Source organism: Glutamicibacter sp. NPDC055354 (genome assembly GCF_053644955.1).
In genome coordinates this window covers 1,172,702-1,198,501 of the sequence record NZ_JBSHMB010000001.1, presented here as the reverse complement: position 1 = coordinate 1,198,501, position 25,800 = coordinate 1,172,702, and the positions used below count along the sequence as shown (strand labels likewise).

Genomic DNA, 25,800 nt, shown 5'->3' with positions numbered 1-25,800 from the left:
TGCCGCTCCTTGGAAAGTCGAATCTCTGGTGCATCTGTGAGACTACCGCATGGCACCGACGGCTGGCCGGATCCCCGGGGGCTGGGGCTAGGCCGCGGCAGGTGGAGCGCAGGTATCGCAATGGGCGATTTTCATACCCGATTGGCCCCGCAAGACCCGGGGAAACGGGGTTTTCCAACGATTGGGACAAGCCTGCCTGCGGGCATTGCGAGGGGCAATGTGCGGGTGGACACTATTGAGCATTGGGGAAGCACTTCAGAAGGATGCAGGGCCATGCGTGGGGCATTGGGGAATAAGAATATTGCGCGTTCTGGGTGGACTTGGGTGGCAGCGCTCAGCTTGCTGGCCGGTTCCATTCCGCTCTCCGCCGCGGCCCCGATGCCCGTGCTGGCGGCTGCGGCAGTGCCGGCCGCAACGGTGGACGTTGCCAGTGCCATATCCATCGACTTGCCGGTCCGGGTGCGCACCACGGCGGATCTGAATATGCGCACCGGCGCCTCGACCAGTTACCGGATCCTGGTGCAGATACCCACGGGGACCTCGGTTCCTGTATCCGGGCGTGCCTCCAACGGCTGGTACAAGGTCAGCTACAACGGGTACACCGGGTACGTCAGCGGCTACTACGTGGTCGCCGCTTCGGTGCGCACGCTCGATGACCTGAATCTGCGCACCGGCACATCCACCAGCTACCGGGTCCTGCTGAGCATCCCGAAAGGGAAGACGGTTCCCGCCTACGCCCGCGCCTCCAACGGATGGTACAAGGCCAGTTACGGAGGGTACACCGGCTGGGTCAGCGGCAGCTACGTGACCACCTATCCGAAGCCGCCCTCCGCCCCGCGGTCCACCGGTCCCAACCGGACATCGAGGGTGGTGCTCACCTTCGATGACTGCCCGCGCACGCTGAGCGCCTTCACCTCGGTCATGGATTACGCCGCCAGCAGCAACATCGGCCTGGTGATCGCTCCCACCGGCGATTGCCTCGGCTCGTTCAAGTCGCGCTACGGCGTGGACCTGGCCGCGCTGGCCCGGGCCAAGGGCCAATGGGTGATCAACCATTCGATCAGCCACCCGGATCTGCGCCCGCTGTCCTGCCAGCAGGCCGGTGCGCAACTGGGCGGCTCCGGCGTGCACACGAATTTCGGGCGCCCGCCTTTTGGAGCCATCGACGGTTCGGTGCGTTGCGGCTACGACAGCCGCGGGATGGCCATCTGGACCTGGTCCCGCGACACCCGCGACTGGGACGTGAAATCCAAGTCGATCACCATCTCGCGGGCCTCGGCCGCGGTGCCCGGGGACACCGTGCTGATGCACATGCAGTGGTACGGCTTCTCGCCCGATGCGCTGCGCCCGATGCGCTGCGCCAGATCAAGGCGAACCTCGGCGCCCGCTCGGTGGGCGTGTGCCGGGCCTACCACGGGTCCGATGGCACCGGCGCGGTGGTGCGCACCCCGGTGCTGCTGCCCAGTTCGCTGCCCTGCTGAACCGGCAAGCACCCTTCGGAGGCAGATCTCACAGTCCCCGGAGGGTGGCGCGCATCATATGAGCATGGGCTAACTTGCATGCACTTCGTAGACTAGAGGTATGGCTACTTCCACTTCCACTACGGTCTCGCTGTCAATGCCTCGGATCCCGCGGGTGCGCCGCACCCCGGCCGAGATTGCAGCTGCCTCCCCAACGGTCACCGAGCGCAAGGTCCTGCTGGCCGCTCCTCGCGGCTACTGCGCAGGCGTGGACCGGGCAGTGGTTGCCGTTGAAAAGGCGCTGGAGCACTACGGTCCTCCGGTGTACGTGCGCAAGCAGATCGTGCACAACCTGCACGTGGTCTCCGAGCTGGAATCCCGCGGAGCGATTTTCGTCGAGGAGAACGAGGAAGTGCCCGAGGGCGCCCTAGTGGTCTTCTCCGCCCACGGCGTCTCCCCGGCCGTGGTGCAGTCCGCGGCGGACCGCAACCTGCAGACCATCGATGCCACCTGCCCGCTGGTCACCAAGGTGCACCGCGAAGCCGTGCGCTTCGCCAAGAACGACTACGAGATCCTGCTGATCGGCCACGAAGGCCATGAAGAGGTCGAGGGCACCTACGGCGAAGCCCCGGAGGTCACCACCATCGTGAACAACCCCGAGGAAGCCGACACCGTCCAGGTGAAGAACCCGGACAAGCTGATCTGGCTCTCGCAGACCACCCTGAGCGTGGACGAGACCATGGAAACCGTGCGCCGGCTGCGCGAGCGCTTCCCGAACCTGCAGGATCCACCCAGCGATGACATCTGCTACGCAACCACCAACCGCCAGGCCGCGATCAAGAACATTGCGCCGCAGTCGGATCTGGTGATCGTGGTCGGTTCGGCGAACTCCTCGAACTCGGTGCGCCTGGTCGAGGTGGCACTGGACCACGGGGCAAAGGCTTCCTACCGCGTGGACTTCGCCAACGAAGTGGACGAGGCCTGGTTCGAGGGCGTCTCCACCGTCGGCGTGACCTCCGGTGCCTCGGTGCCAGAGGTGCTGGTCCGCGAAGTCGTGGCGCTGCTGGCAGAGTACGGCTTCACCGACGTTTCCGAGGTCACCACCGCGCAGGAAGACATCATCTTCTCGCTGCCCAAGGAAATCCGCGGAAAGCTCAAGGAAGCCGGGGACGAGGAACGTGCCCTGGGCGGACACGCCCGCCCGCAGGCCTGATTTCTCCATAAGAATTCAAGCGCCAGTACACCATTGCGCGCTCATCACTAGTAAAAGGTAGAATTTCCTCCCGTGGCTCTTACTATCGGAATCGTCGGACTGCCAAACGTCGGCAAGTCCACCATGTTCAACGCGCTGACCCGTGCCCAGGTGCTGGCAGCCAACTACCCGTTCGCAACCATCGAACCCAATGTGGGTGTCGTGCCGTTGCCTGACTCGCGGCTGAAGGTGCTCGCCGGAATCTTCAATTCCGAGCGCATCCTGCCTGCGACCGTCTCCTTCGTGGATATCGCCGGCATCGTCAAGGGCGCTTCGGAGGGCGAAGGCCTGGGCAATAAGTTCCTGGCGACAATCCGCGAAGCTGATGCGATCTGCCAGGTCACCCGCGCATTCGTGAATGACGACGTGATACATGTGAACGGCAAGGTGGACCCGGCCTCGGATATCGAGACCATCGCTACCGAGCTGATCCTCGCGGACCTGCAGACCATCGAGAACCAGCTGCCTCGCCTGGAAAAGGAACTGCGCACCAAGAAGATCGAGAAGTCGTTCCTGGACGCAGTGCTCAACGCGCAGAAGGTGCTCGAAGAAGGCATCACCTTGTTCGCCGCCGCGAAGACCAAGGGCGTGGACCTTGAAGAGCTCGCGCCGATGCAGCTGATGACCACCAAGCCATTCATCTACGTGTTCAACACCGATGAGGCTGGCCTGGCCGATACCGAGATGCAGGCCAAGCTCTCCGAGCTGGTTGCCCCTGCCGAGGCGATCTTCCTGGATGCCCAGTTCGAATCCGAACTGGCTGAACTGGAAGAAGACGAAGCGGCCGAAATGATGGAAGATGCCGGCATCGTCGAGTCCGGCCTGGGCAAGCTGGCCCGCGTCGGCTTCGACACCCTGGGCCTGCAGACCTACCTGACCGCTGGCCCGAAGGAAACCCGCGCATGGACCATCGCCAAGGGCGCCACCGCGCCTGAGGCAGCCGGTGTCATCCACACCGACTTCCAGCGCGGCTTCATCAAGGCCGAGGTCATCGGCTTCGAAGACCTCGTTGCCGCTGGTTCGGTGGCTAATGCCAAGTCTGCGGGCAAGGCCCGCATCGAAGGCAAGGAATACATCATGAAGGACGGCGACGTCGTGGAGTTCCGCTTCAACGTGTAGTCGCGTTCCGCTTCAATGTCCCGCTCGAGTGCCCGGATCTCCCTGTGGAGATCCGGGCACTTGATCTATGTGCGACCAGCAGGCGAGTCGCCGTGCCAGGGACTAGCGAAATGTTCGGCTGATCGCGCTGCCGGTCTGGAACAGGGTGATCCACACCAGGAACTTCTGGACTGGACGCAGCGGCCATGCGACAAGTCCTCGCCACCCTTGGCGTCGCGACCAGGACCTGCTGATCCGCAGCTGTGTGCCACCGGTCGCGTTCGCCAAGGTGAATTCAGCCAGAATCGAATTACCCTGCGCGACGTCGGGATAGCCAAAGCTCCATGCGATCCTGTCCGGTTGGTGAATTGCGATGAGCTCAACACTGCGTCGACGAAACTGAGGCTTGATCTTCACAGGTTTGCCGTCTGGATAGATTGCGGGTGCCGTGCCCTCCCAGACCGTACCCGGCATCGCTTCTTGACCGGTCTGGTCGAGGGTGCCGATGCTCGGTTCCCACTCGGGGATACGTGCGGGATCTGTGAGGAACGCCCACACTTCGTCCAGTGGTGCGGATACGAAAGTCTCAATCGTTCCCGTGGTCCGCCCCTTCACTTTCGCTGCAAAGGGCATGGACTTCATAGAGGGCGAGTCGGCCCGATCGAGGCGTTCGATGAGCGCATCGGATGTTGTGCCAAGGCGGCCGAGGATATCCGTGATCAGGCCGCTGGGCTCTGCGACGAGTTCCCGGAGAACGGCGGCAGCGTCGCCCGACTTGCCTTTGCTGCTGGATTTCGCGATGAGGTCCCGAGCGGGACGAGTCCACTCGTACCCATCCGTCTCATGGAACACGATGCGCCCGGCCTCGGGGAACGACGCCTCGATGCCGAGTGAAGCCAGCTGTGCATCACGTTGGTCCTCGACGGCGAGACGGGCGCTGTCAATGTCGATACCCAGCTCGCGCAGTGCGCGGCCGGCAGACTGGTCGTTGATGACCAATGCGAGGAACAGGTGGTCGATGTCGGCTTCGCGGAGCCCGAGCCGGGATGCTTCCTCCATGGCGGCCAGGGAAAGCGATTGGCTGGTCTGAGCGGCGCGGACGAGTTTGTTCATCTGTTCCTCCTGGGTGTCGAGATCGCGGGGTCAATTCTTTTGGAGTGCTTCTTGTGGGCAGCTTGTCGCGTCACTCCGAGCGCGTCGGCGATCTCCTGCCAACTCATGCCCGAACGCAACGCGGCCTCGACCTGCCGAAGTTCCAAGGTGTCCGCAAGCACGCGCAAGGACGCTACGGCCCGCAATCCTGCTTTCGGGTCGCTGGTATCGGCTGCTACTGTTGCGATCCGCGGAGACTCCATGTCGTCAACCTATGTTGCTAAGTGGCCGGATGTCAACCTGGGTTGCCTATTTGCTCGGCGAGTTTGGTGTTCGCAGGGCCAAGAGAGGGTCGACGCTTCGGGGATTCGCCGGGTACTGAGAGGTTGGTAAGAGCGGCGACGTGGTGGAGTTTAGATTTTCGAACTAGAGTGCGGACTTGAGGACAGCCCAGAAGCGCGCTTCCGGGCCTGTCGAGCCCGGACGTTCTTCAAGCATCAGCCTGAGCGCGGTTGAGCCCCATGGAGACATACGCGGAGAACCCCGCTCGCTTCGCGAACTTGATGCGTCGCCGCTGTGTCTCGGTGAAGCCGAGCTTGGCGTACAGCCCGAGGGCGGGGGTGTTGGTGTCCTTGATGTCGCGCAGCACGAACTTGTCGGAGGGCAGTTCCAGGAGCCGGCGCATCAGCGCAGTGGCTACGCCTTTGCCCTGATGCTGCGGCGCTGTCGTGACGAACGCAATCTCCGTCAGACCGGTGCGGGCACCGTCATAGGCCCCCATGAATCGACTGCGGATGATCCGATAGCTGATCATGCCGTGTATTGGACCGAGCACGCGCTGGAGCTCGCGCCGATCCGGCTCGAAGCACTCCTGCTCGCCTTCGGTGACGACCGCGACCGCGGCGGGCTCGCCGTCGACGAGCGCGACGTGGAAGCGCTCCAGGATGAGCATCGGGGCGAACGCGTCGGCAAGCACACCGGGGTCCTTGGAGAAGAACGCGAAATCCTCGGCGAACCCTTGCGTGAGAACTTCAGCGATCCTGTGCCGATACCCCTCACCCAGTTCGTCTGCGCGCGCGACTTCGATCTTCATCGGGGTCCTCCTGTGAACATTCGTAGGATCAGCTCGACATCGGGCTCCGCAAATCCCTCCCGAAGAGCAACGTGCATCGTCGTTATACCGGCAAGCATGGCGAAGTAGTGAGAAGTCATTCGGGTTGGGTCTCCCGCGGTGATTTGGCCTGCGGCCTGGCCTCGACTGATGAGCAAGGCGAAGGCCCGCCAGAGCGTCCCCTGCGTTGCGGCCAGTCGCGCCGCAGTCCCCTCAGGAGTGTCCGTCGAGAAGCCCTGGTTGATCACCATGTAGAACTCGGCCGCGCCGTTGTTCGCTGCGAGGTCTGCCACGTATACCTCGGTGAAGGATCGGATCATGGAGAGCGGATCCCCTTCGGTCGAGAGCTGAACGGCGACAGCCTCGAGCCCGCGTGAGGCCTGATCGATTAGTTCATCGAACAGTTCTTCCTTGCTCGCATAGTGCCGGTAGATCGACCCAGTGCTGATCCCCGCCTCGACGGCGATCTGACGCATGTTCGTGGCCGCGAAACCACGGTGCGCGAAGACCCGGACGGCGGCCGTCTCCACAGCAGCGCGTGTGGCTGAACGCAACGCTTCATTCTGTTCCGTCGTCCGCGGCACGAAAATCCTTTCAATGAATTTCTGTTCATTTTATGCTTCGATCGCAGACGGCACAACTCTGTGCTCTTCCTGGGCTGGTGCCCGCGAGGTGCCAGGTGGTCGGTGGATTGATTCGTGGCACCGGTTCGGCACCCAGCGGTTGGTAGTGCCGGAACTCGGTGGAGTTCCGCTTCAACGTGCAATTCTCATGTCTCAATCGCCCTCGATTTCTTTTGGAGCCGGGGGTGATTTTTTGCCTCGTGCCATTGATTCATCACGAAGTGGCGCCGGAAGGAAAGCTCCTCCACATTAGCGATGCCGTTCAAGGTGCATGGGCCTTTTCCCTTATGGGGCAACGCCGCAAGCAGGCTGAGGAACCAGGTCCCGCGTTGCGGCGATTTAACCGACGGTCTGGGAGCCGGATCCGCGCGGCAATCCGGACGAACTCCGCCCTGCGCTCTAGAGCTCTTACTTGGGTGGAGCCCCGAAGCGCGATTAGGGACCTGTTGAATTCATGGGCACTCAAGTATCGGCCTGAGCTCCCTGCGGCCACTGCCCGCGGCGCGCAAGGAGCTGCCCTGCCGATCATGCCCCGCAGAGGACGGGATTCTCCGGCGGCTTGTGCGTGCGGAAGTCAGGCGCGATCCATCGCGTCGATGTATCGCGTCAGCGCGTCGCGGTTCTGCTGGAGCAGGACGATGCGCTCGGCCAGCTTGTCGCGCTGTTCGACGAGCATCGCGCGCAGTTCGGGATCGGGATCGGCAACGATCGTGCTGCCAATGTCGTTCAGGCACGGCAGCATGTCGCGGATGATCCGGGTGGGGACCCCTGAGTCGAGCAGCCTGCGGATTTTCAGCACGCGCTCCACGAGATATTCGTCGTAATCGCGGTACCCGTTCTCCAGCCGCAGCGGCGTGATGAGTCCCTGCTCCTCGTAGTACCGGAGCATGCGCGTGGGCACCCCAGTTCGATTGGCCAGCTCGCCGATCCGCATTCCAGTTCTCCTTCACATCCATGTCAAGGATACGGGTCGGAACCGCCTCCCGGCCACGGCAGCTCTCCGCGAATCCGCCCGCAGGCTGCGCAGTCTGCCTTGGTGCCAGAGTCCGCGGGCCTGCAGGCACGGTAATTTGACCTTTACATGGATGTCAATGTTCGATGATGGTTCCATGAACAAGGAACAACGCAAGATGATTCTCGGCTTGTCGCTGACTGACGGCTACGGCACCCTGCCCGGTGCCTGGCGGGCACCGCACGTCGACCCCGGAAACTACTCGAAGGTCGAGGCGAACATTCGCTACGCCCAAGCCGCCGAGCGCGGTGGCTTCTCGTTCGTATTCACGCCCGACTTCCCGGCCGTGCGGGGCAGCCTCGAGCATTCGACCGTCAGCAACATCATGGATCCGCTCATGGAGGCGGCCGCGATCTCGCAAGCGACGAGCAACATCGGTTTCGTGCTCACGGGGTCCACGACGTTCCAGGAACCCTTCAACACGGCTCGGCAGTTCAAGACGCAGGACATCATGAGCCGTGGCCGCGCCGGCTGGAACGCCGTCACGACGAGCGACCAGCTCGTCGCGTCGAACTACGGCAAGCCCGTCGCGGACCGGGTCGAGCGATACCAGCGCGCCCATGAATCGATCCAGATCGTGCAGTCGCTCTGGGGCAGCTGGGAGATGGATGCCTGGATCAAGGACCAGGAATCGGGCCGCTTCATCGACCCCGCGAAGCTGCAGCCGATCAGCCTCAGCGGCGAGTACGTCGCATCCCGCGGGCCGCTCGCGTTGCCGCCGTCGGAGCAGGGGCAACCCGTCGTCTTCACTTCGGGAGGACCGAGCCCGCATCTGCTCGAGCTGGCTGGGCGCTATGCGAGCGGCTTCATCACGGAGGTGTGGACGATCGAGGAGGCTCGCGCTGCGCGGAGGGCGCTGCGCCGGGCCGCCGAGGAAGCTGGCCGCAACCCCGACGACGTGAAGTTCATCGTCGGCATCATGACCACAGTGTCCCCAACGGTACGTGAAGGGCTCGACCGGCGCCTGTCGATGTCAGGCAAGGTCATGGAGGCGCGCCTGCCGCACCTCAGCGCGATGATCGGTGTGCCGATCTTGTCCGAGCGCATCGACAAGCCGCTCACGCCCGAACAGCTGGCCAGCGCTCACGCCTCGCCGCAGGACCCGCGCTCCGGGATCGCGCTCAAGGTGGCGCGCGAGGGGTGGTCGCCGCGCGACATCCTCGCGCACGGCGTGATCGACTACCATCCCGTGACCGTGGGGCCGGGAACGGTGCACGCCGATCACCTGCAGGAATGGTTCGAGGCCGGTGCCGCCGACGGCTTCTGGCTGTCGCCCGATGTCTATGAGGACGGCGTTGACGCGTTCGTCGACGAGGTCGTGCCGATCCTGCGCGAACGCGGCCTGTATCCCGAGGACTACGTGGGCTCCACGTTGCGCGAGAACCTCGGCATCCCCGGCCAGTACGGACTCGGCGAATGGCTGAAGTGATCACGCCTGATCGGATGCCTGCGAACTCGCTCGAGCTGGTGCCGCTGGTCGCGCCGCTCGTCTTATTGCAGGTCGCGAGAGCAGAGGTTGGCCTGTGTCGGACCCCGGTGGAGTTCCTGGTCGCTGCGCAGTCGCGTTCCACGCTGACTACTGGATGAGCTGCGCCAGACAGGGGGCAGGATCCGCACGTTGGCGCGGGTCCTGCTCTTTTTCGTTGGACTCAGCCAGCCCGGAAGCTCGTAAGGTGCGGGATGCGGGCAAGGGAAATATGGCAGGAGACAGTAATCCATATCCCACGCATACTCCTGATACTTGAAGCAGTTACCGGAATCCAAAAGGAGGCCTGTCGTTGACGCGAGCAGACGATTCGAGCGAAGCCCCGATACTTGAAACTGCGCTGGAGATTGTTGCGCACGCAGAACTGGCAGAACAAGATGCCGCAGAGCTTCGCAGACTGTTCGATGCCGAGTACCTGCGGGATGCCGGCATCTGGGATCCGGATCTGCCATATGGCTATGCCCCGCATGATTTCCACATCATGGCCCGGTGCAAAGGCGAGGTTGTCGGCCATGTCGGGTGGGCGCGACGCACGATCGGTGTGGGAGGCCGCGGCCTTGTCGTTGCAGGTGTGGGTGGAGTGCTGGTTTCCGAGCGCGCGCGGGGCCGCGGCCTAGGCGGGATCCTGATGAATCTCGTGGCTTCGTCGATGGTTGATGCCGGCGGGATTGCGTTCGGCTATCTCGGTTGCCGCGAGGAGGTGGCCGCTTTCTACAGCTCGTGCGGATGGACTCGGATTTCCGCTGCCGAGCGTTCGATTAGCCGTGGAGGCCACGCAATTTACGACCCGCCGGGCCAACCTCTGCTTATTCTGCCCATCGAGTCCCAGCTTGCTTCCTGGCCAGAAGGTGAAGTCGACCTTCGCGGGCGGGCGTGGTGACGCCCAAGCGGTATCCTGCGCAGGATATGACCGGGCTTGGCGATAGCCCGGGCTATTTTTCACGGTCGATGTTGTCTATCCCCACAGCTCAACATACCGTTGGAAGAAATAGGACCGAGCGCTAGGGAAGTGGAGGCAGATCGAATGAGGAAACTTCCCAAGGTAGCCTGGCTACGAGTCTCGGTGTACCTTGGCATCTCGATTTTGGGGCTGGCCTTGTTCCTTGCGTGCTATTGCATGATTTCCGGCCGGTCGCTCGCCGAGGCTCTTGGCAGCTTCTGGATCGCGATAGCAATTGCTCTTGCTACATCCACTATCACTGCGGTCCGCGACCAACGGCAAGACACTGGAACCGAGTACTCCGAGCCGGAACTATAGCCCCTGCCTTTCGGCTGGTTCAGTTGGAAGGCTTAGTTGCGATGCCGTCGAGCCACAGAACATCTGATTCGTCATTGTGCTTGCCTCCGGATCCAACGTGCTTGCTGGAGATATTCGGTCCCTTTTGAATGACATGGACCATCGCCATGCCGTGGCCCCGGCCCAGCTGGTAGTCCTCCTTGAGCCATGCCAGGATCTCTGCTGCTTTGACCCCTTCTTGGCCAAGGCCTTTCTCACGGGCGATCTCGATTAGCTGGCGAGCAGTGAGCCCGGTCTTCATTTCTATGGTGTCCAGATAGGCTTGAAATGACATGGAGAAACCTCTCGAAGGCATGAATAGGTGCCTCGAATACTAGACCTAATCCCACGCCGCGCATAGAAGTAGTAGCCGGAGGATGCCACGCGGCCAGCGCACGAGAACCACGGTGTGCTCCACGACTGGCATCCTTGCGGCCTTCCGCGTCTAATCGCCACCAGTGATGGCGCCCTGATCGGCAGCAACCAGGCTGGTTGAAATGACCCGCAGGCAAGTAAAGACGCATGTCTCGGGACAGTGGAGAACAGCTGCCCGCAAGTGCTGAAGCCTAGTTCCGTTCGCTGAATTCCAACGTGTAATTCTCCGCCGTTGGCAGGTGCCCGGGATCGTCTTCAAACGGCCTGTAATCGACTGAATGCAGGTATCCGGCAACAACCCAGAGATCCAGATGCCCCAGCTCCTTGCCATCTTTTGAAACGAGAACAGTGGAGAATGGGCCACCACCATGCCGGACGCTTTGGCAATCGCGTTTGCTTGTGAAGGAAATCGAGAAGCACTCGCATTCTTTGAACTGGTAGCCGCCCCAACGCGCAAACTTCAGTTGCTGTCGAGCCTTTGCTGATACAGCATCTGTGCCGCTGCAGAGCAAGGCCAGCAGCTCTAGTTCAGCAGGTCGAAGTTCTCCGCCTGGGACTCGCTTAGGTCGGTTATCCATGGGGACAGCCTATATTGCCCTGTGACTAGGAATTGCATCGCTACGTTCCTAGAGCAGCAGCATCGAAGAAGCTACCTCGGGGATCGCCGAAGACGGAATGGCAGTTGAAGCGTTTTCAAGGACGAGCAAGGAAGCGTTCGGGATTTCTTCGGCTAGCACTATGCCGTTGCCGACGGGGAAGAACGGATCCTTTGCACCGTGAACCACCAAGGTGGGGATATCGAGCTCGGACAGCCGCTCGCGCCAGCGCGGAGTGCAGTCCAGCTTGGAAAAGACGATCCCGATTTGGTTTGCCAGATGGGCTTCTGCCTCTGCGCTTGCCGTACGGTCCCAGATGCGGGAGGCCAAGTCCATGGCAACTTCTGGATCATTGCCTAGAATTTGCGAACCCTCGGCGGAGAATTGGGCAACGGCCGCGCGGTCTGCCCAATCCGGCATAGGGCGGGAAAACAGCTTGCCCATGGTTGCCTGGTCATGATCTGGCAAATCTTTGTCTACCGGTCCGGGAGCTACTGGTCGTGTGCCTATCAGCGTCAGGGCGCCGAATGATTCGGGATGATCCAGCGCCGCAATCTGCGCGATCATGCCGCTGACTCCGATACCGGCTACATGCGCTGGACGGCTATCCAGTAATCTGGCCAGCGCTGCGGCATCAGAGGCCAGATCGCGCAGGTTGTATTCGGGTTTCATCGGGTTCCCGGCCGTTGATTCACCGCAATCCCGCAGGTCGTAGCGAACCACATGGCGCCCGCCAGCGGCCAGGGCCTGGCACAGGGCATCTGGCCAAGCAAGCATGGTGATTCCGCCGATGAGGAGAACCAATGGATCACTTTTGCTGCCGAAGGATTCGGCACCGAGCTCCACACCGTTGGCTTCAACCGTTCCCATGCGCGACCTGCCTTTGCTATCAGAATCCAAGGATGGCTTGCCTGCCGCCTTGAGGTCAATAGGAATCGGAGTTCTAGAAGAGCGGCCAGGGCACGGCGGGCATCTGCCCCCTATGAGCAGGGAAGTGCCCTTCGCTGCGCAGGGTAGCGCAGCGCTCGGCGAGCGCCGCGATTTCTTCATCGGCTAGCAGCTGGGACAGTTCTTGGCCAAGTTCTGCGTCCAGGGCATCGCTGACCGTCCGGAGGCCGGCCAGTTCTTCTTCACCCAGCGGTTGGCCAACCCAACCCCAAAGCACGGTGCGCAGCTTGTGCTCTGCGTTGAAGCAGAGCCCATGATCGACTCCGTAGCGGTGGCTACCTGGCATGGCTAGAATGTGGTCGCCCTTGCGGTCTGCGTTGTTGACCAGTGCATCGAAGACCGCCATGCGCCGCAGCACAGGTGTATCCTCGTGGATCAACGTCATCTGCTGCCCCGATTCATCCTGCCCATGCAGAATGGTCTTCCAACCGCCAGCTGGCACCATGTCCGCGGCTACGATGTCTACTGGGCGCTGTCCTCGATCAACATCTTGCCATAGCTGCACCATGCCTTCGCCAAACTGCCCTTCGCGCAGCCAAGTGCGCGGGACGAGGTTCCAGCCCAGGGCTTCAGATACGAGGAAGGCGGCAACTTCGCGGTATGCGAGGGTGCCATGGGGAAAATCCCAGAGGGGTTTCTCGCCAGCAATGGGCTTGTAGACCACGCTGTTCTCGCCGATGCTGCCCAGGAAAGTTGCATTGGAGGCGGTGGTGATGCGGCCGGTGAGTTCCAGCTGCGCGGTCAGCAGATCGGGCGAGCTCATTCGCCAGTCTCATCTTTGCAAGTATGCCCATCCGGATCAATCGGATAACCGCAGTTGGCGCACATAGGCCGCCCAGCAGCCACGATCTCATGGGTGCGCATGGCGAAAGCGCGTGCAGTGCCTACGGGCATGCGCACGCGCAGCAGCGCGCCCGGTCCATCTGGATCAAAGTCGGCTTCATCTTCTTCGTTCAAGGAGAAGGCTTCCAGAACTACCTGCGCTACGGTGGCATCCCATCCGAGATTCATGGAACCCACCCGGAAGGACTCGTTGACTTCTTCCAGCGGATCGTTGTCAACCAGTTCCACCGGAGTATGTTCGGGAACGCTGAAGGGGTTGCCCTTGACGGTGGAGAGCTGATCGAGAATCTCGTCAATCATCTCGGCAACCACCGCGGCTTGCTGTTTTTCCAAGGCGATGCTGGACAGTTCCTTGCCGGCTCTTGCCTGGAGGTAGAAGGTGCGGGACCCGGGCTCGCCGATGGTGCCAATGACAATGCGGTCTGGCCAATTGAATTCGTTGACTGTTGCCGTCATTTCGCTCTCCTTAGTGTCCTGCTCCGCCGCCGACTGGGGCATCGGTTGTCTTGATTCCTGGGGCTAGCCAGGAGAGGTCTCCGGCGTCGGTGTTGATGGAATACACGCGAGGCGCACCGGTCCCGTAGTGCACAATTGATGCGGAAGCCGGGCCCACATTCAGTCGCTGGAACAGATCCAAATGCATTCCCAGCGCGTCAGCCAGTACCGACTTGATGATATCGCCATGGCTGAAGGCCGCCCATACCGCTCCGGCACCATGCTCGGCCTCGATGGCCGCGTCATGGCGCCTGATGGCTGCTACTGCCCGGGATTGCATTCCGGCCATGGATTCGCCATCCGGGAAGGTCACCGAGGACGGAGCTGACTGCACTGCTTTCCAGAGGTCTTCGGCGGCCAAGTCCTGCAGCGTGCGGCCTTGCCACTGGCCGTAGTCGCATTCCGAGAGTTCGGGTTCAATCAGCAATTGCGCCGCTGGGCTTTGCCGCTGCATGGCGAACTCCGCCGTCTGCACACAGCGTTCCAGCGGGCTTGAGACAACGCCAGCCAAGGGGAGCGCTGCTAGGCGTTCGGCGGTACGAATCGCCTGTTCTTCGCCGGTTTGGTCGAGGAATACTGAGGGGGTGCGTCCGGCCAGTACGCCGGTGGCGTTGGCGGTAGTGCGTCCGTGCCGCACAAGGATTACTGTGGCCATGAACCCAGCCTAGTCATGGAGATGGTGGCAAGCGACTCCTGGGCTGAAAACAGGACCGGGGCTTCGAAGAGCCCGGCAGGTTCTGGAGGTGCGGTACCTTCACCCGTTGCACCCTTGCTGCAACGCGAGGGTCAGGGCTGATCATTGGTTCGCCGAGCGAACGCTATGGCTCGATGAGCGCCGGGCGAGGTGTGAGTTCAGTCCTCATAACAGCGCCTTTGTTCGTACCGGCTCACGGCATCGGGGTACCATGAAAGTTGGCCAATTCGGGGCGGCAGCTCTCGGAAGTCCCTTGCAAATGACTCGTCGAAAGCGGCGACGCCATGATCCACCACTGGATGTGGCCTTATAAACGGAGTGATAATTCTTGTCTGGAGTCCTCCAGCAGCCAGCGTCAGAACAGCGGTCTGATTCCAAGACACGCACCATCCTTGTCGACGGCGAGCATGCTGGCCGGCGGATCGAGAAGTTCCTCCGGGTCCAGCTCAAGACGGTGCCCGCCGGGCAGCTTTTCCGGCTGATGCGCAAAGGGCAACTGCGTGTTAACGGCAAGAAAGTCCAGGAAGGCTACCGGCTAGCCGTAAACGACCAGATCACGCTGCCGGCGCTATATGCAGAACAGGGCGTGGCACCAGCCTTCGATGTCCCGGCACCATTGCTCAATCGGCTACGCAACTGCGTCCTGCACGAAGACCGGGACGTCCTGGTGATTGACAAGCCTGCCGGCGTCGCCGTGCACCGGGGAACCGATGTTCCTGCGGGGGTTATCGAAGCTTTCCGCCAGTTGCGCCCCGAGCTGCCGGACCTGGAATTGAGCCACCGGCTGGATCGCGATACTTCCGGGCTGCTGGTGTTGGCGAAGACCCCGAGCATGCTGCGCTACCTGCATGAGATGCTTCGGGAGAGCGAAGAGGAGATAGAACGCCACTACCTTGCGCTCGTTGCAGGGCATTGGAGCGAAAAGACCGAAACGATCCACTCGCCGCTGCTGCGCCGTGCCGACAAGGTCGTGGTTGATCCGAACGGTCAGCGAGCCGAAACCCATGTCACCGTGAAGCAGCGCGTAGGCCAGCGCGCCACCATTCTGGATGTGCAGCTGATGACCGGACGCAAGCACCAGATCCGGGTCCACCTGCAAAGCGAAGGCCATCCGATTGCAGGAGACGACCGGTATGGCTTCGCGAAGTTCAACCGCCGCGTCGAACAGCTTGGGGGTCGCGGGCTGTTCCTGCATGCGACTAAGCTGGTGATTCCCAAGCCCGACGGCCAGGAACTGGTGATCGAGGCACCCATGCCGCAGCGCTGGAAGCAGTTGCTGAAGGCAGGGCTATAGCCCGAGCAAGGCTGGCAAGAGGGGAAAAGATGGCTGAAGGACCCTGGAAGCACGTTGCCGAGGGAGTATTCCAGCGCAGATATGATCCGTTGGATATTACCGTGGGAGCGGTGCACGGCGGGCAAGGCGTGACGATCATCGATACCCGCAACAACGCACCCGAAGCACAAGAAATCCTTGACGAAGCCACAACGCAATTCGGACTGCCGATCGTTGCCGTGATCAACACCCACGCGCATTATGACCACACCTTCGGCAACCAGCTCTTTGCCCAGCGGGGAATCCCGATTTACGGCCATCACCGGATCCCCGCGCACTTCGAGCAGTTCGAGAAGCCCCGGCTTGAAATGGTGCAGCGCTCGCCGGAAATCGAGCCTGAAATGAATTGGGGCGGTGTAACGCTGACGCCGCCTAGCCACTTGCTGGCCGAACCCTGCACGGCAAATCTAGGCGGACGGGAAGTTGAACTGATCCCGCTGGGTGCTGGGCATACCGACACCGACCTTGCGATCCATATTCCTGATGCCAAGGCATGGTTCCTTGGCGACATCATCGAGCAGTCTGGTCCACCGATGTTCGACTCGGACGCCTATCCGATGAAGTGGCCTATGGTGCTCCAATCCCTGCTAGCGCGCATCCAGCCGGGAGACGTGATTGTTCCAGGCCATGGAGAGCCCGTCGACCGGGAATTCGTCGTTCGGCAAATGCACTGCTTCGAGCTGCTCGCCACGACCCTGGGTTCGGCTCATGAGAACGGTGCGGCAATCACGGACATTGCGTTCCCTGCAGAGCTGCAAGAACTGTGGCCTGCCGATTTCCTTCTCGAAGCTGCCAAGGATGCCTACGCGCAGCTGCCGGGTAACGCGAAGGAATCAAGAAAGCGCGGCGATTGAAGCCAGAGCACTAAATGACCTCACGGCCGGCACGCGCCTGAGGGCAGCGGCGGAATGGGCGAAATGTCAGTATTCGTTCTTGATCACGAAGTACGAGCCGCGGATGGTCCCTGCAAGCTTGGACTTCTGGCGGGCGAACTTGAACTTCCCTTCCAGCTCGTTGGGCACAGCCATGCCATCGGAAAGCTTGAAGCCCACGGCGCGCTTCTCGCTGGGATCCAGGCCGTAGAGAACATTGATGGATAAGCCGGACTCGTAGAAGACATAGGCGCGCTTGGCGCCATCCGCCTCGAACACAGTTGCCTGCAATGGCTTCGATGCGATGTGCAAGTCGCGTTCCTGCGCCAGAATCGTGTGCACCCAAGCTATGGCTTCCCTAGCGTCGTCTGCTTGCTCCACGGCAAAGTCGTGGTTGAACTTGTTCTTCAGATAGCGCGCTTCGTTGGCGCGCAAGCCTGCCAGCGCGTCAGCAACAGGCGAAGTCTCAAGACCGTGGGTGGATACGTCTTTGAAATCGACAAGGTATGGCATGGGCATCCCTTCCGGCGTTGGCCCCGTGGATTCGGTAATTCGTTGTTATCGTACTCCGCGAAGCTAGCCGAAGGCACTGAATCCGGTCAGATCCCTGCCGAGGATCAACGCCTGCACAGACTCGGTTCCCTCATAGGTATGCAAGGCTTCGATATCGCCGAAATGGCGAATCACGTGATTTTCCAGCAAGATTCCATTGCCGCCGAGCAGGTCGCGGGCGGTGGCTGCCACCCGGCGGGCAGCCCTGGTGTTGTGGTACTTCAGCAGCGAAGCTTGCGTGTCTTTCAACCGGCCGGCAGCCTGGGCGCCGGCCACGGCCACGCACTGCAACTGCATATTGGTGATTTCCGCCAGCATCTGCGCCAACCGTTCCTGCACCATCTGGTGCGCGCCCAGGGGTTTGCCGAACTGCGTGCGCTGCTTGGCGTACTGCAGGGCCGCTTCGAAGACGAACTGGGCATGGCCTAGCGCCGACCAGCCAACATTCACCCGGGTTTCAACCAGCGCCCGCGAGACATCCTTGAATGCGCCGGCCCCGGTGAGCCTGGCGGATTCTGGAACGCGAACGTCCGTGAGCCGGATCTCTGCCTGTTCGATCGCGCGAAGCACGCCCTTGCCGCGCACCGGGGAAGCCTCGTAGCCAGGGGCCTGCTGGTCGAGAATGAACCCCTTGACCCGGGAGTCGGCGACGTCGCGTGCCCACACAATGGTGATGCCTCCGGCGGCTCCATTGCCGATCCATTTCTTGTGTCCATTGATGATCCAGTGATCTCCATCGCGCCGGGCACTGGAATCCAGGCCAACAGAGTCCGAGCCATGATGCGGCTCGCTGAGGGCGAAACCACCGAGCAGCTCACCGGAGGCCACGGGTTCCAGATACCTCTCCTGCTGTTCGGGGCTGCCGAAGAATTTCAGGCTGCGCAGCACCAGGCCGCCCTGCACCGCGGCGGCCGCGGCCATCGAACCGTCCGCGCGCGAAAGCTCCATGGCCACTAGGCCCGCGGCCAGCGGGGACAAGTGGGCATGGCCTGGAATCTCAAGACCGTCGGTGAACAAATCGAGTTCGCCCATACGGCGAACCAGATCCAGCGGATAATGCGCGTTCTCCCAATGCTGGTTGATGCTGGGCAGGATCTCTTCTCCGTAGTGCCGGGCGCGGGCCCAATGCTTGCGATCCTCGTCGGTGGCAGCATCGAAGGTGGATAGATAATCGATGTCCAAAGCCGAGGCCAGGTCGTAGGGTGCCCATGGGTCCCGGGTCACTGGGCGCCACCCGAAGTCTTGTTGCGTTCGGCACGCAGCTGGCGCTTGAGCAATTTGCCCGATTGGTTGTGGGGCAGCTGTGCGGCAAAGTCCACGCGCTTGGGAACCTTGTAGTGCGCCAGCTTGGACTTGACGTGCTCGCGCACCTCTTCGGCGGTGAGCGTGGCGCCGGCCTTGAGCACAATGACCGCGGTCACCGCCTCGATCCAGCGTTCATCATCGATGCCCACCACCGCGACTTCCGCAACTTCGGGCAATTCGTAGATGCAGTCCTCCACTTCGCGCGGGGCCACCAGCACCCCGCCGGTATTGATGACGTCCTTGATGCGATCCACCACCTGGATGTAGCCGCCCTGGTCCATGACCACTTGGTCGCCGGAGCGGAACCAGCCGTCGGCAAATGCCTGCTCGGTTTCCGCCGGCTTGTTCCAGTAGCCGCTCATGACCTGTGCAGAACGGTATTGGATCTCGCCGGGCTCACCGGCACCGGCGAGCTTCCCCTCGGCGGTCATCACGCGCGCCTCGATGAAGAACACCGGGCGGCCGCAGGACGCGGGGCGTGCATCGTGCTCCTCGGGGCGCAGCACCGTGCACAACGGGCCGAGCTCGGACTGGCCAAAGCAGTTGTAGAACCCGATCTGCGGATAGCGGTCGCGCAAGCGGGCCAGCACGGTCACCGGCATGATCGAGGCACCGTACTGCGCCTTGGCCAACGAGCCCAGATCGCGGGTGTCCAGATCCGGGTGATTGCTCAGAGGCACCCAGACGGTGGGGGCCAAGAACAGCGAGCCGATACGTTCGGCTTCCACACGGTCCAGAATTTCGCCGATATCGGGTTTGGCGAGCAAGCGGATGCTGGCACCCAATGACAGATAGGGAAGCAGGAACACATGCATGGCCGCCGAGTGGTAGAGCGGCATCGCGATCAGCGGCCGGTCCGTGCCCTCCAGATCCAAAGCAATAATGGCTGAGACGTACTGGGCCACCAGCGCCGAATGGGTCATCATTGCGCCCTTGGGTGCCGAGGTGGTTCCGGAGGTATAGAGCAGCTGGGCCAGATCCGTGCCGGCCACCGCAGCTCCAGGCGGCGCGGCCTCCACGCTTTCATCCATCGCCGTTTCCAGCACGCTGGTTCCGGTTCCGGGCAGCAGCGGCCAAACATCCTTGACTGCCGGCAGGCCACCGGCATCACGCAGTTCCTGGACCAGTTCGAGGCGGGACTCATCGGCGATGACCAGTGCGGCCCCGGAATCGTGCAGCAGGTAGCGCAACTCGTCGCCCCTGAGCGCGAAGTTCACCGGCACGTGGACCAACCCGGCACTGGCGCAGGCGAGGAACAAGATGGCATAGGCGTCGCTGTTCGCTGCATAGGCAGCAACGCGCGAACCGGCCGGCAGGCCTGCCTGCCGCAACCGGGCAGTCACCCGATTCACCCCGCCGGCCAGCTGGCTGTAGGTCCAGTTCCGTTCCCCGAAGGCCAGAGCATTGTCCGCGGGGCAGCGGGCCACCGAGCGGCGCAGCAGCGCGCCAATGGTGTTCTGGTCATCGGGATTCATCGCCGAGGTGGCGCGCAATGCACTCATGGTAGTTTCCTTTGCGGCGGGTGCGGGTAGCTAGAGGCGTTCGATGATGGTGACGTTGGCTTGGCCGCCGCCCTCGCACATGGTCTGCAGGCCGAAGCGGGTATCGCTGCGTTCCAGCTCATGGAGCAAGGAGGTCATCAGCCGTGCACCGGTGGCACCGATGGGGTGGCCCAGGGCGATGGCGCCGCCATTGACGTTGACCTTGGACATGTCGGCGCCGGTTTCCTGCTGCCAGGCAAGCACTACCGCGGCGAAGGCCTCATTGATTTCAATGCGGTCCATGTCTTCGATGCCCATCCCGGCGCGTGCCAGGGCATGCTTGGTGGCGCGGATCGGGGCCGAAAGCATCATGACCGGGTCATCGCCTCGGGCCGAGATGTGGTGGATGCGGGCGCGGGGTTTCAGCCCATAGCGTTTGACCGCGGCCTCGGAAGCAATGAGCAGCATCGCGGCGCCGTCAGACATCTGCGATGCTGTGGCTGCCGTATGCGCGCCGCCTTCGGCAATCGGTGCCAATGACTGCATCTTGGCACGGTCCACGGGGCGTGGCCCCTCATCTGCAGCCAGGGAATCCAAAGCAAGGATCTCGCGGTCGAAGTATCCTTGCGCCTGGGCGTTCAATGCCCGCTCATGGGAGGCCGCAGCGAAGTCCTCTAGCTGGGTGCGGGTGAGGCTCCAGCGTTCTGCCATCATCTCTGCGCCGCGGAACTGCGAGATTTCCTGCTCGCCGTAGCGCGACGCCCACAGCGTGGAGCCGGTGTAGGGATCGGGGAAGCCGAAGTCCTTGGCGGCGGAGTTGGAATAGGACAGGGGAATGCTCGACATGGACTGGACGCCACCGGCAACCACGAGGTCGCTGCTTCCGCTCATGACTGCTTGGGCCGCGTAGGAGATCGCCTGCTGCCCGGAGCCGCACTGGCGTTCTACCGTTGTCCCGGGGACGTGTTCGGAAAGGCCGGCGGCCAACCATGCGTTGCGGGCGATGTCCATGGCCTGGGGTCCCAGCTGGTCGATGCAGCCGAGGATGATCTCGTCGTATTGCTCGGAATCAATGTTGTTGCGGTTCACCAGTTCGGCCAGCGGCGCGGCGGCGAGATCCAGCGGATGCGTCTGCGCCAGCGATTTCCCACGGCGTCCGACAGGTGTACGCAGCGCATCGATGATGTAGGCCTCGGGCATGGGCTCCTCCAGGAAGTTTTCGAGAAGACTGGAAACGTCTGTTGAACCAACAATGCCCAATTCACCACCGGTTGTCTAGGTCACAATTGCCACGCTTGGCTTGGGAAAATGCCATTGCGCCAAATCCGCTTCCGATAGGCGCGGCTTGGCTGGGGAATATGCTCCGGAACGGAAAACGGATGCGCGGGCGAAGCGAGCCGGGAAATTGCCTGCGACCGGAATAGCGCCCAGTCCGGGTTCAGCGACCCCAACCTGGACCTGCTAAACGTCGCCGAGTCACGGGCACAAGACCGTCTGATCGTTTTTGCTTCGGGAAGCCTGCAGCCGATGCCGGGACTCATCCGGCCTCCGCTGGAATTGCGGTGCCCAAGGCCGCGGTCAACTCGTGACGTGATTCCGGGTGCTGCCAGGTGGAGACAGGGCATGGAAGGCAGCCAATTCGGTTCCGCGTTTTGCCAAGGCTGCAGTCCTGGAAGGTCAAAGCAGGAGCGTGGTGCCCTCGGTGTTGACGCGAGGACTCGGCGTGGTGTCCGGCGAATTGAACACGCCTGATGGAAGTACTTGCCAATGGGCGGGCTGCACCTAGGCAATGCAAGAATTGATGGAGCACGCTGCACCTCGACGGAAATTTTGAGAACGGAATAGGCCCAAGTGAGCTTCGCTGACTACGATCCACGAATCATTGCGCTCTACGATACGGATAATCCCGACGGACCGGATCATGACTATTACCGTGCCTTAGCGGCTGGAACCAAAGCGAACCGGATTCTGGATCTCGGCTCCGGCACCGGCCTTTTGACGGTTACGCTTGCCATTGCGCAAAGAACTGTCGTTGGAGTTGACCCCTCACCGGTAATGATGGACTACGCCAGACAACGGCCCAACGCTGAGCAAGTCACATGGATTGACGGCGACGCTTCGGCAATCGACGGCGGACCCTTTGACCTGATGGTGATGACCGGCAACGTAGCCCAGCACATCCCGGATCCGCAGTGGGCGCAAACCCTGGAACAACTACGCGCTGCCGCGGCGACCGGGGCCGTGCTGGCCTTTGAAAGCAGGAACCCATCGACTCGCGCCTGGGAGAAATGGAATGACGAAGAAGCAGTAACCCGGGACACGCAATTCGGTCCGCTGACCGAGTGGAGCGATGCGGAAGAAACCAGTCCTGGCCTCGTCAAACTACGCTTCCACAGCAGGTTTGAGGAGACATGCGAAGTGCTGGTTGAGGAGCTGGACCTGGCTTTCCGCAGCGTCGAGCAGATCAGTGCAGATCTAGTTGCCGCAGGGTTCAGAGTTCGCGCAATTTGGGGTGACTGGCAGAAGAACCCCTTCAACGGAGAACAACCCCTGATGATCTTCGAAGCTGAAGCGATCAGGAAAGTGGCCGGGGAGACTGCTCATGGATAGGCAATCTTCCAAGTTGCCGGTTACCCTGCTTTCCATCGAGCATTCAGCTTGCCTGCAACGGCTGATGGAAAGCAACCCGGGATATTCGCAACGTGTCACCGGTGCCGGGCCTGCATCCGATGCCGCAATTCAGGCATTGAGCGCCCTGCCGCCGAAGGCGCAATCCGAGCAGAAAATTGATCTTGGCCTTTGGGAAGGCGAAGAACTGTCCGGATTCGCGGATCTGATTGTCGGCTGGCCGAGATCAGATACAGTCCACATCGGATTGCTCATGGTCGACGGCGCCAGGCAGGGACAAGGCCTGGGGAAGCGGATCCATGAAGCGGTGCTCACTGTGATCCAGGATCATCCGTCAATCACCGCCTGCCGGATTTCGATTGTCGATACAAATGCCGCAGAAGCGGAACCGTTCTGGAAGAGCCTTGGCTATGTGCCTACCGGAGAAGCCAGCAACTATGCGGTGGGGGACAAGCAGTCATGCGCACGCACGTGGTCGCGCCCGATCACCAGCATGAGGAAGGAGAACCTTGATGAGTAGGTCCCCGGACAACATTTTGCTGCACCTTCCAGCAGAGCAGGAGCAGCAAGTGCAGGAGATCTTTGCCCAGTTGGAGATGCGCGGCTTCCCCACCCAACACCAGACTCCACATATCACCATCACCTTTTCGCCCAGCATGAGCGAGATCGTGACGCAGCGGGCCGCAGAATCACTGCCTGCGCTTATCCCCGCGAGCTTCCAACGGGTGGGCACTATTGTCTTTGGCACGAAGCGCAAGCAGACGGTTGCGTGGCTGCTGGAAACCACGGATGCCTTGGAAATGGCAGCCCGGGAAATCAGCGCACTGAATCACGATGGACGCGGACCACGGTGGACCCCGCACCTGACCATGGGGTTGCGGCTGCCACGCGAAATTGTTCCCGACTATATCCGGGCACTTGATGAGCTGGCCTCAACACAGCTCAGGGAACTGAGTGCCTGCCGGGCAGCCTTGTGGAAGCCGCGAATACCCGAACTGACGCTCCTGGCCGGAGCAATGCAGCAGGAAAACCGCGACTAGTTGGCCGATGCCCCTTGCTCTTTGGCAGAAGCACGCATGATGCGCAGATAGCCGAACCCGACAAATAAATGCAGCACCGTACCGGCAGTCAAAATGGCTACGCCCGGGATTGCCAGCACCGAAAAATCGGGGATCCTGCCACACGCCACGCAGGCCAGCCCCAGCATCATGATGGCGGTGCGGATCTTTCCCAGCCACGTGGAAGCCGGCGGGGAGCCCAGGCGCAAGAAGAAATAGGTGCACAGCAGGATCAGGTCAGTGATGAAAATGGCCAGGCCAACCCATACGGGGATCGCCCCATTGGCCACCAGGGCGATCGCGATAGCCACGATGCCCAAACGATCAGCTATGGGATCCAGCAGGACGCCCAGATGCGAAACCTGATTGAACTTGCGGGCAATAAACCCGTCAACCCAGTCGCTCAGGCCGAAGGCAAGAAGCAGAACCGCTGTCAGTGCCGGTTCGGTATCGGCCAGCAAACAGCCGATGATGGGAACCACCAGGAGAAAGCGAATAATCGTGATGGCGTTCGGAATCGTCGCCCACTCATGTTTGCGTACCGCGCGCGTTTCCACTGCTTTCCCCTTTCCCTTAGTTGAACGATGACGCACTGCGTCGCAATATACAAGGGTGCGGGGCATCTGGCCTGCAAATATGATCCGTCCAGCGTACCGGTGCAGGGAGATTGTTAACGAACTGCGGGGGCCGTCCCGAAGGACGGCCCCCGCAGCCAAAGCTAAAGAGCAGGGTGCAGAATTAGCCCTGCTCAAGGAGCTGGAAGCTTACGCCACCCTGCTCATCCACCGCCGCGTCGAGTACTTTGCCCTCCAAAGCGTCGGCAATCGCTTCATCCACGTAGACTGGGCTGCCTTCGGAAGCCACGACGCCGTCGGTGCTTTCGGGAGCGGGGACAATCTGCAGGCCGAAAGCGGCATCTTCCGGGTGTGTGCTGTCTGCCTGCATGATGCGCAGACCAGCGGTTTCTTCCTCGGCCTGGTTGGTGACGATCGCGGTCACGATCGATGCTGCTTGGTCGGTCAGTGCGAGCACGAGGCTCTCCTTCCGGTTGAGGACATACCAAGTTCAGGGCATGTGGGTGCCACGATTCCAAAAAACGCAACGAATCTCAACACCGCTTAACAGCTGCGCAACATGCTTGGACTTGAACCCCGCCAGCCCGATAGGGTCCGCCCCAACACATAGACTGGCGTTGCCCTGCAAAGGAGAAATAGTGCGCGACGCTCAGGCAGCCAGCGGCAGGAGTGCCGCTGGGCACGGAATACGCTTGGCTGATTTTCAACCGCAGGACTTGCCTGCAATCCATGCCTTTGCCGCTGACCCAGTGGTGTGCCAGTACTCGACATGGGGACCCAACCAACTGGCCGACACCCGGGAATTTCTCGCCGATGCACTGCTCGAGCAACCGCATAGGGTCCTGCAGGCGGTCATGCTCGGTGATGTTCTCATCGGTTCAGCGTCGGTGTGGGTCACCGACCGGAAAGCCAAGGCAGGGGAGATCGGCTACACCCTGAATCGAGAATACTGGGGAAACGGATACGCCACCGAAACCGCTGGACTCCTGCTCCGTCGGGGATTCGAGGATCTTGGTTTGGAACGGATCAGTGCAACCTGCGATGCGAGAAACGCAGCTTCCATCCGAGTCCTTGAAAAGACCGGATTCAAGCTGGAAGGACGCCGGGTTGAAGATCCAGACAGTGACGCAGCACGGGCTGAAACCCTGATCTTCAATATTGGCCGAACCTAGCCCTGGGCAGTCTCCTTGCAGGTATATTGGCAGCAACAGCGACGAGGAAGGCCCAGATGAGACTCCATCACGTTCAGTTGCCGATGCCACGCGGCCAGGAAGCTGAAGCCCGCCGGTTCTACGGTGAAGCCCTGGGCCTAAGCGAAGTCCCCAAGCCGCCTTCCCTTGCCGGCAGGGGAGGTTGCTGGTTCCGCGCTTTCAACGCAGATGCCGTTGTGGCGGAAATCCATCTGGGCATAGACGATCCATTCATTCCAGCCAAGAAAGCGCATCCTGGAATGGTCTGCGACTCGGTAGAGGAGTGGGAAACCCTCGCTGGCCGTATCGATTCCATGGGCTATGAACTGTCTTGGGCAGAGCGCGAAACCTTTGAAGGATATCTGCGGTTCCATGCCCGCGACGGTTTCGGGAATCGTCTGGAAATCATGACCCCACTCTAGCTAGCGCAAGTACTATCCGGTCA

28 protein-coding genes are annotated in these 25,800 nt (G+C 61.6%); 12 read left to right on the top strand and 16 right to left on the bottom strand.

Features of this window, described 5'->3' with window-relative positions; all coding sequences use genetic code 11:
- The first annotated feature begins 273 nt into the window (after positions 1–273).
- From ACWICV_RS05535 to ychF, 3 genes are all read left to right on the top strand, one after another.
- Positions 274–1,554 carry an SH3 domain-containing protein gene (locus ACWICV_RS05535; RefSeq protein ID WP_454132709.1) on the top strand — a complete coding sequence of 427 codons (1,281 nt, stop codon included), beginning with the start codon at positions 274–276 and terminating at the stop codon, positions 1,552–1,554.
- A 27-nt stretch (positions 1,555–1,581) separates the two neighbouring features.
- Positions 1,582–2,673 (top strand): 4-hydroxy-3-methylbut-2-enyl diphosphate reductase, encoded by a 1,092-nt coding sequence (locus tag ACWICV_RS05530; protein ID WP_105657584.1) that lies wholly within the window; start codon positions 1,582–1,584, stop codon positions 2,671–2,673.
- A 72-nt stretch (positions 2,674–2,745) separates the two neighbouring features.
- The gene (ychF, locus tag ACWICV_RS05525) at positions 2,746–3,831 is read left to right on the top strand and encodes a redox-regulated ATPase YchF (RefSeq protein WP_105657583.1); all 1,086 of its coding nucleotides are present in this window, start codon (positions 2,746–2,748) and stop codon (positions 3,829–3,831) included.
- Between the two features lie 102 nt (positions 3,832–3,933).
- Here the strand turns inward: ychF and ACWICV_RS05520 are convergent, their stop codons facing one another.
- The 5 genes from ACWICV_RS05520 to ACWICV_RS05500 form a co-directional block, all read right to left on the bottom strand.
- Positions 3,934–4,923 carry a Clp protease N-terminal domain-containing protein gene (locus ACWICV_RS05520; protein WP_454090631.1) on the bottom strand — a complete coding sequence of 330 codons (990 nt, stop codon included), beginning with the start codon at positions 4,921–4,923 and terminating at the stop codon, positions 3,934–3,936.
- Positions 4,920–5,165 (bottom strand): hypothetical protein, encoded by a 246-nt coding sequence (locus ACWICV_RS05515; protein ID WP_015771057.1) that lies wholly within the window; start codon positions 5,163–5,165, stop codon positions 4,920–4,922. Before ACWICV_RS05515 ends, ACWICV_RS05520 begins: the two co-directional genes overlap by 4 nt.
- Before the next feature lie 227 nt (positions 5,166–5,392).
- Positions 5,393–5,995 carry a GNAT family N-acetyltransferase gene (locus tag ACWICV_RS05510; protein ID WP_332728461.1) on the bottom strand — a complete coding sequence of 201 codons (603 nt, stop codon included), beginning with the start codon at positions 5,993–5,995 and terminating at the stop codon, positions 5,393–5,395.
- Positions 5,992–6,597, bottom strand: a complete 606-nt coding sequence (locus ACWICV_RS05505; RefSeq protein ID WP_332727107.1) for a TetR/AcrR family transcriptional regulator — start codon at positions 6,595–6,597, stop codon at positions 5,992–5,994. The genes ACWICV_RS05510 and ACWICV_RS05505 overlap by 4 nt, the downstream gene beginning before the upstream one ends.
- A gap of 613 nt (positions 6,598–7,210) precedes the next feature.
- Complete coding sequence (locus ACWICV_RS05500) at positions 7,211–7,570, bottom strand: MerR family transcriptional regulator (RefSeq protein WP_400288430.1); 360 nt, start codon at positions 7,568–7,570, stop codon at positions 7,211–7,213.
- 175 nt (positions 7,571–7,745) lie between these two features.
- Between ACWICV_RS05500 and ACWICV_RS05495 the strand changes: the two genes are divergently transcribed.
- Both ACWICV_RS05495 and ACWICV_RS05490 read left to right on the top strand, forming a co-directional pair.
- On the top strand, positions 7,746–9,077 hold the full coding sequence (locus ACWICV_RS05495) for an NtaA/DmoA family FMN-dependent monooxygenase (RefSeq protein ID WP_454090632.1): 1,332 nt from the start codon (positions 7,746–7,748) through the stop codon (positions 9,075–9,077).
- Positions 9,078–9,426: 349 nt separating this feature from the next.
- A complete protein-coding gene (locus ACWICV_RS05490) occupies positions 9,427–10,014 on the top strand; it encodes a GNAT family N-acetyltransferase (RefSeq protein ID WP_388022628.1) in 588 nt (195 codons plus the stop codon).
- A gap of 397 nt (positions 10,015–10,411) precedes the next feature.
- Here ACWICV_RS05490 and ACWICV_RS05485 read toward each other — a convergent pair whose 3' ends face one another.
- From ACWICV_RS05485 to ACWICV_RS05465, 5 genes are all read right to left on the bottom strand, one after another.
- Positions 10,412–10,705, bottom strand: a complete 294-nt coding sequence (locus ACWICV_RS05485) for a DUF4287 domain-containing protein (protein ID WP_105657576.1) — start codon at positions 10,703–10,705, stop codon at positions 10,412–10,414.
- A gap of 706 nt (positions 10,706–11,411) precedes the next feature.
- A complete protein-coding gene (locus ACWICV_RS05480) occupies positions 11,412–12,251 on the bottom strand; it encodes an alpha/beta fold hydrolase (protein ID WP_454090633.1) in 840 nt (279 codons plus the stop codon).
- Between the two features lie 73 nt (positions 12,252–12,324).
- Positions 12,325–13,092, bottom strand: a complete 768-nt coding sequence (locus tag ACWICV_RS05475) for an SCO1664 family protein (protein ID WP_402470624.1) — start codon at positions 13,090–13,092, stop codon at positions 12,325–12,327.
- The gene (locus tag ACWICV_RS05470) at positions 13,089–13,628 is read right to left on the bottom strand and encodes a DUF3090 domain-containing protein (protein ID WP_332594880.1); all 540 of its coding nucleotides are present in this window, start codon (positions 13,626–13,628) and stop codon (positions 13,089–13,091) included. Before ACWICV_RS05470 ends, ACWICV_RS05475 begins: the two co-directional genes overlap by 4 nt.
- 10 nt (positions 13,629–13,638) lie before the next feature.
- Positions 13,639–14,322, bottom strand: coding sequence for an MSMEG_4193 family putative phosphomutase (locus tag ACWICV_RS05465; RefSeq protein ID WP_332727113.1), 684 nt, complete (start codon positions 14,320–14,322; stop codon positions 13,639–13,641).
- A gap of 367 nt (positions 14,323–14,689) precedes the next feature.
- On the opposite strand from ACWICV_RS05465, the gene ACWICV_RS05460 reads away from it, so the two are divergent.
- Together ACWICV_RS05460 and ACWICV_RS05455 are read left to right on the top strand one after the other, a co-directional pair.
- Positions 14,690–15,655, top strand: coding sequence for an RluA family pseudouridine synthase (locus tag ACWICV_RS05460; protein WP_402470628.1), 966 nt, complete (start codon positions 14,690–14,692; stop codon positions 15,653–15,655).
- 29 nt (positions 15,656–15,684) lie between these two features.
- A complete protein-coding gene (locus ACWICV_RS05455; RefSeq protein ID WP_454090634.1) occupies positions 15,685–16,548 on the top strand; it encodes an MBL fold metallo-hydrolase in 864 nt (287 codons plus the stop codon).
- Between the two features lie 66 nt (positions 16,549–16,614).
- Here the strand turns inward: ACWICV_RS05455 and ACWICV_RS05450 are convergent, their stop codons facing one another.
- The 4 genes from ACWICV_RS05450 to ACWICV_RS05435 form a co-directional block, all read right to left on the bottom strand.
- Positions 16,615–17,079: a phage tail protein gene (locus ACWICV_RS05450; RefSeq protein ID WP_402470634.1), complete on the bottom strand. Its 465-nt coding sequence runs from the start codon at positions 17,077–17,079 to the stop codon at positions 16,615–16,617.
- Between the two features lie 63 nt (positions 17,080–17,142).
- A complete protein-coding gene (locus ACWICV_RS05445; protein WP_448939514.1) occupies positions 17,143–18,342 on the bottom strand; it encodes an acyl-CoA dehydrogenase family protein in 1,200 nt (399 codons plus the stop codon).
- Complete coding sequence (locus ACWICV_RS05440) at positions 18,339–19,925, bottom strand: fatty acyl-CoA synthetase (protein WP_454090635.1); 1,587 nt, start codon at positions 19,923–19,925, stop codon at positions 18,339–18,341. The genes ACWICV_RS05445 and ACWICV_RS05440 overlap by 4 nt, the downstream gene beginning before the upstream one ends.
- 30 nt (positions 19,926–19,955) lie before the next feature.
- Positions 19,956–21,104 (bottom strand): acetyl-CoA C-acetyltransferase, encoded by a 1,149-nt coding sequence (locus ACWICV_RS05435; RefSeq protein ID WP_400288756.1) that lies wholly within the window; start codon positions 21,102–21,104, stop codon positions 19,956–19,958.
- A gap of 651 nt (positions 21,105–21,755) precedes the next feature.
- On the opposite strand from ACWICV_RS05435, the gene ACWICV_RS05430 reads away from it, so the two are divergent.
- From ACWICV_RS05430 to ACWICV_RS05420, 3 genes are read left to right on the top strand one after another with little or no spacing between them, the layout of a single operon-like run.
- Entirely contained in the window at positions 21,756–22,514 is a 759-nt protein-coding gene (locus tag ACWICV_RS05430) for a class I SAM-dependent methyltransferase (protein ID WP_454090636.1), read from the top strand.
- Positions 22,507–23,052, top strand: coding sequence for a GNAT family N-acetyltransferase (locus ACWICV_RS05425; protein WP_454090637.1), 546 nt, complete (start codon positions 22,507–22,509; stop codon positions 23,050–23,052). The genes ACWICV_RS05430 and ACWICV_RS05425 overlap by 8 nt, the downstream gene beginning before the upstream one ends.
- Entirely contained in the window at positions 23,045–23,572 is a 528-nt protein-coding gene (locus tag ACWICV_RS05420; RefSeq protein ID WP_402470646.1) for a 2'-5' RNA ligase family protein, read from the top strand. Before ACWICV_RS05425 ends, ACWICV_RS05420 begins: the two co-directional genes overlap by 8 nt.
- Here the strand turns inward: ACWICV_RS05420 and ACWICV_RS05415 are convergent.
- Positions 23,569–24,147, bottom strand: coding sequence for a CDP-alcohol phosphatidyltransferase family protein (locus tag ACWICV_RS05415; RefSeq protein WP_402470649.1), 579 nt, complete (start codon positions 24,145–24,147; stop codon positions 23,569–23,571). The two genes, ACWICV_RS05420 and ACWICV_RS05415, sit on opposite strands and share 4 nt — an antisense overlap.
- A 181-nt stretch (positions 24,148–24,328) precedes the next feature.
- Entirely contained in the window at positions 24,329–24,622 is a 294-nt protein-coding gene (locus ACWICV_RS05410; RefSeq protein WP_105657563.1) for a Fe-S cluster assembly protein HesB, read from the bottom strand.
- A gap of 235 nt (positions 24,623–24,857) precedes the next feature.
- On the opposite strand from ACWICV_RS05410, the gene ACWICV_RS05405 reads away from it, so the two are divergent.
- On the top strand, positions 24,858–25,337 hold the full coding sequence (locus ACWICV_RS05405; protein WP_286172153.1) for a GNAT family N-acetyltransferase: 480 nt from the start codon (positions 24,858–24,860) through the stop codon (positions 25,335–25,337).
- Positions 25,338–25,393: 56 nt separating this feature from the next.
- On the top strand, positions 25,394–25,777 hold the full coding sequence (locus ACWICV_RS05400) for a VOC family protein (protein WP_402470652.1): 384 nt from the start codon (positions 25,394–25,396) through the stop codon (positions 25,775–25,777).
- Positions 25,778–25,800 lie beyond the last annotated feature (23 nt).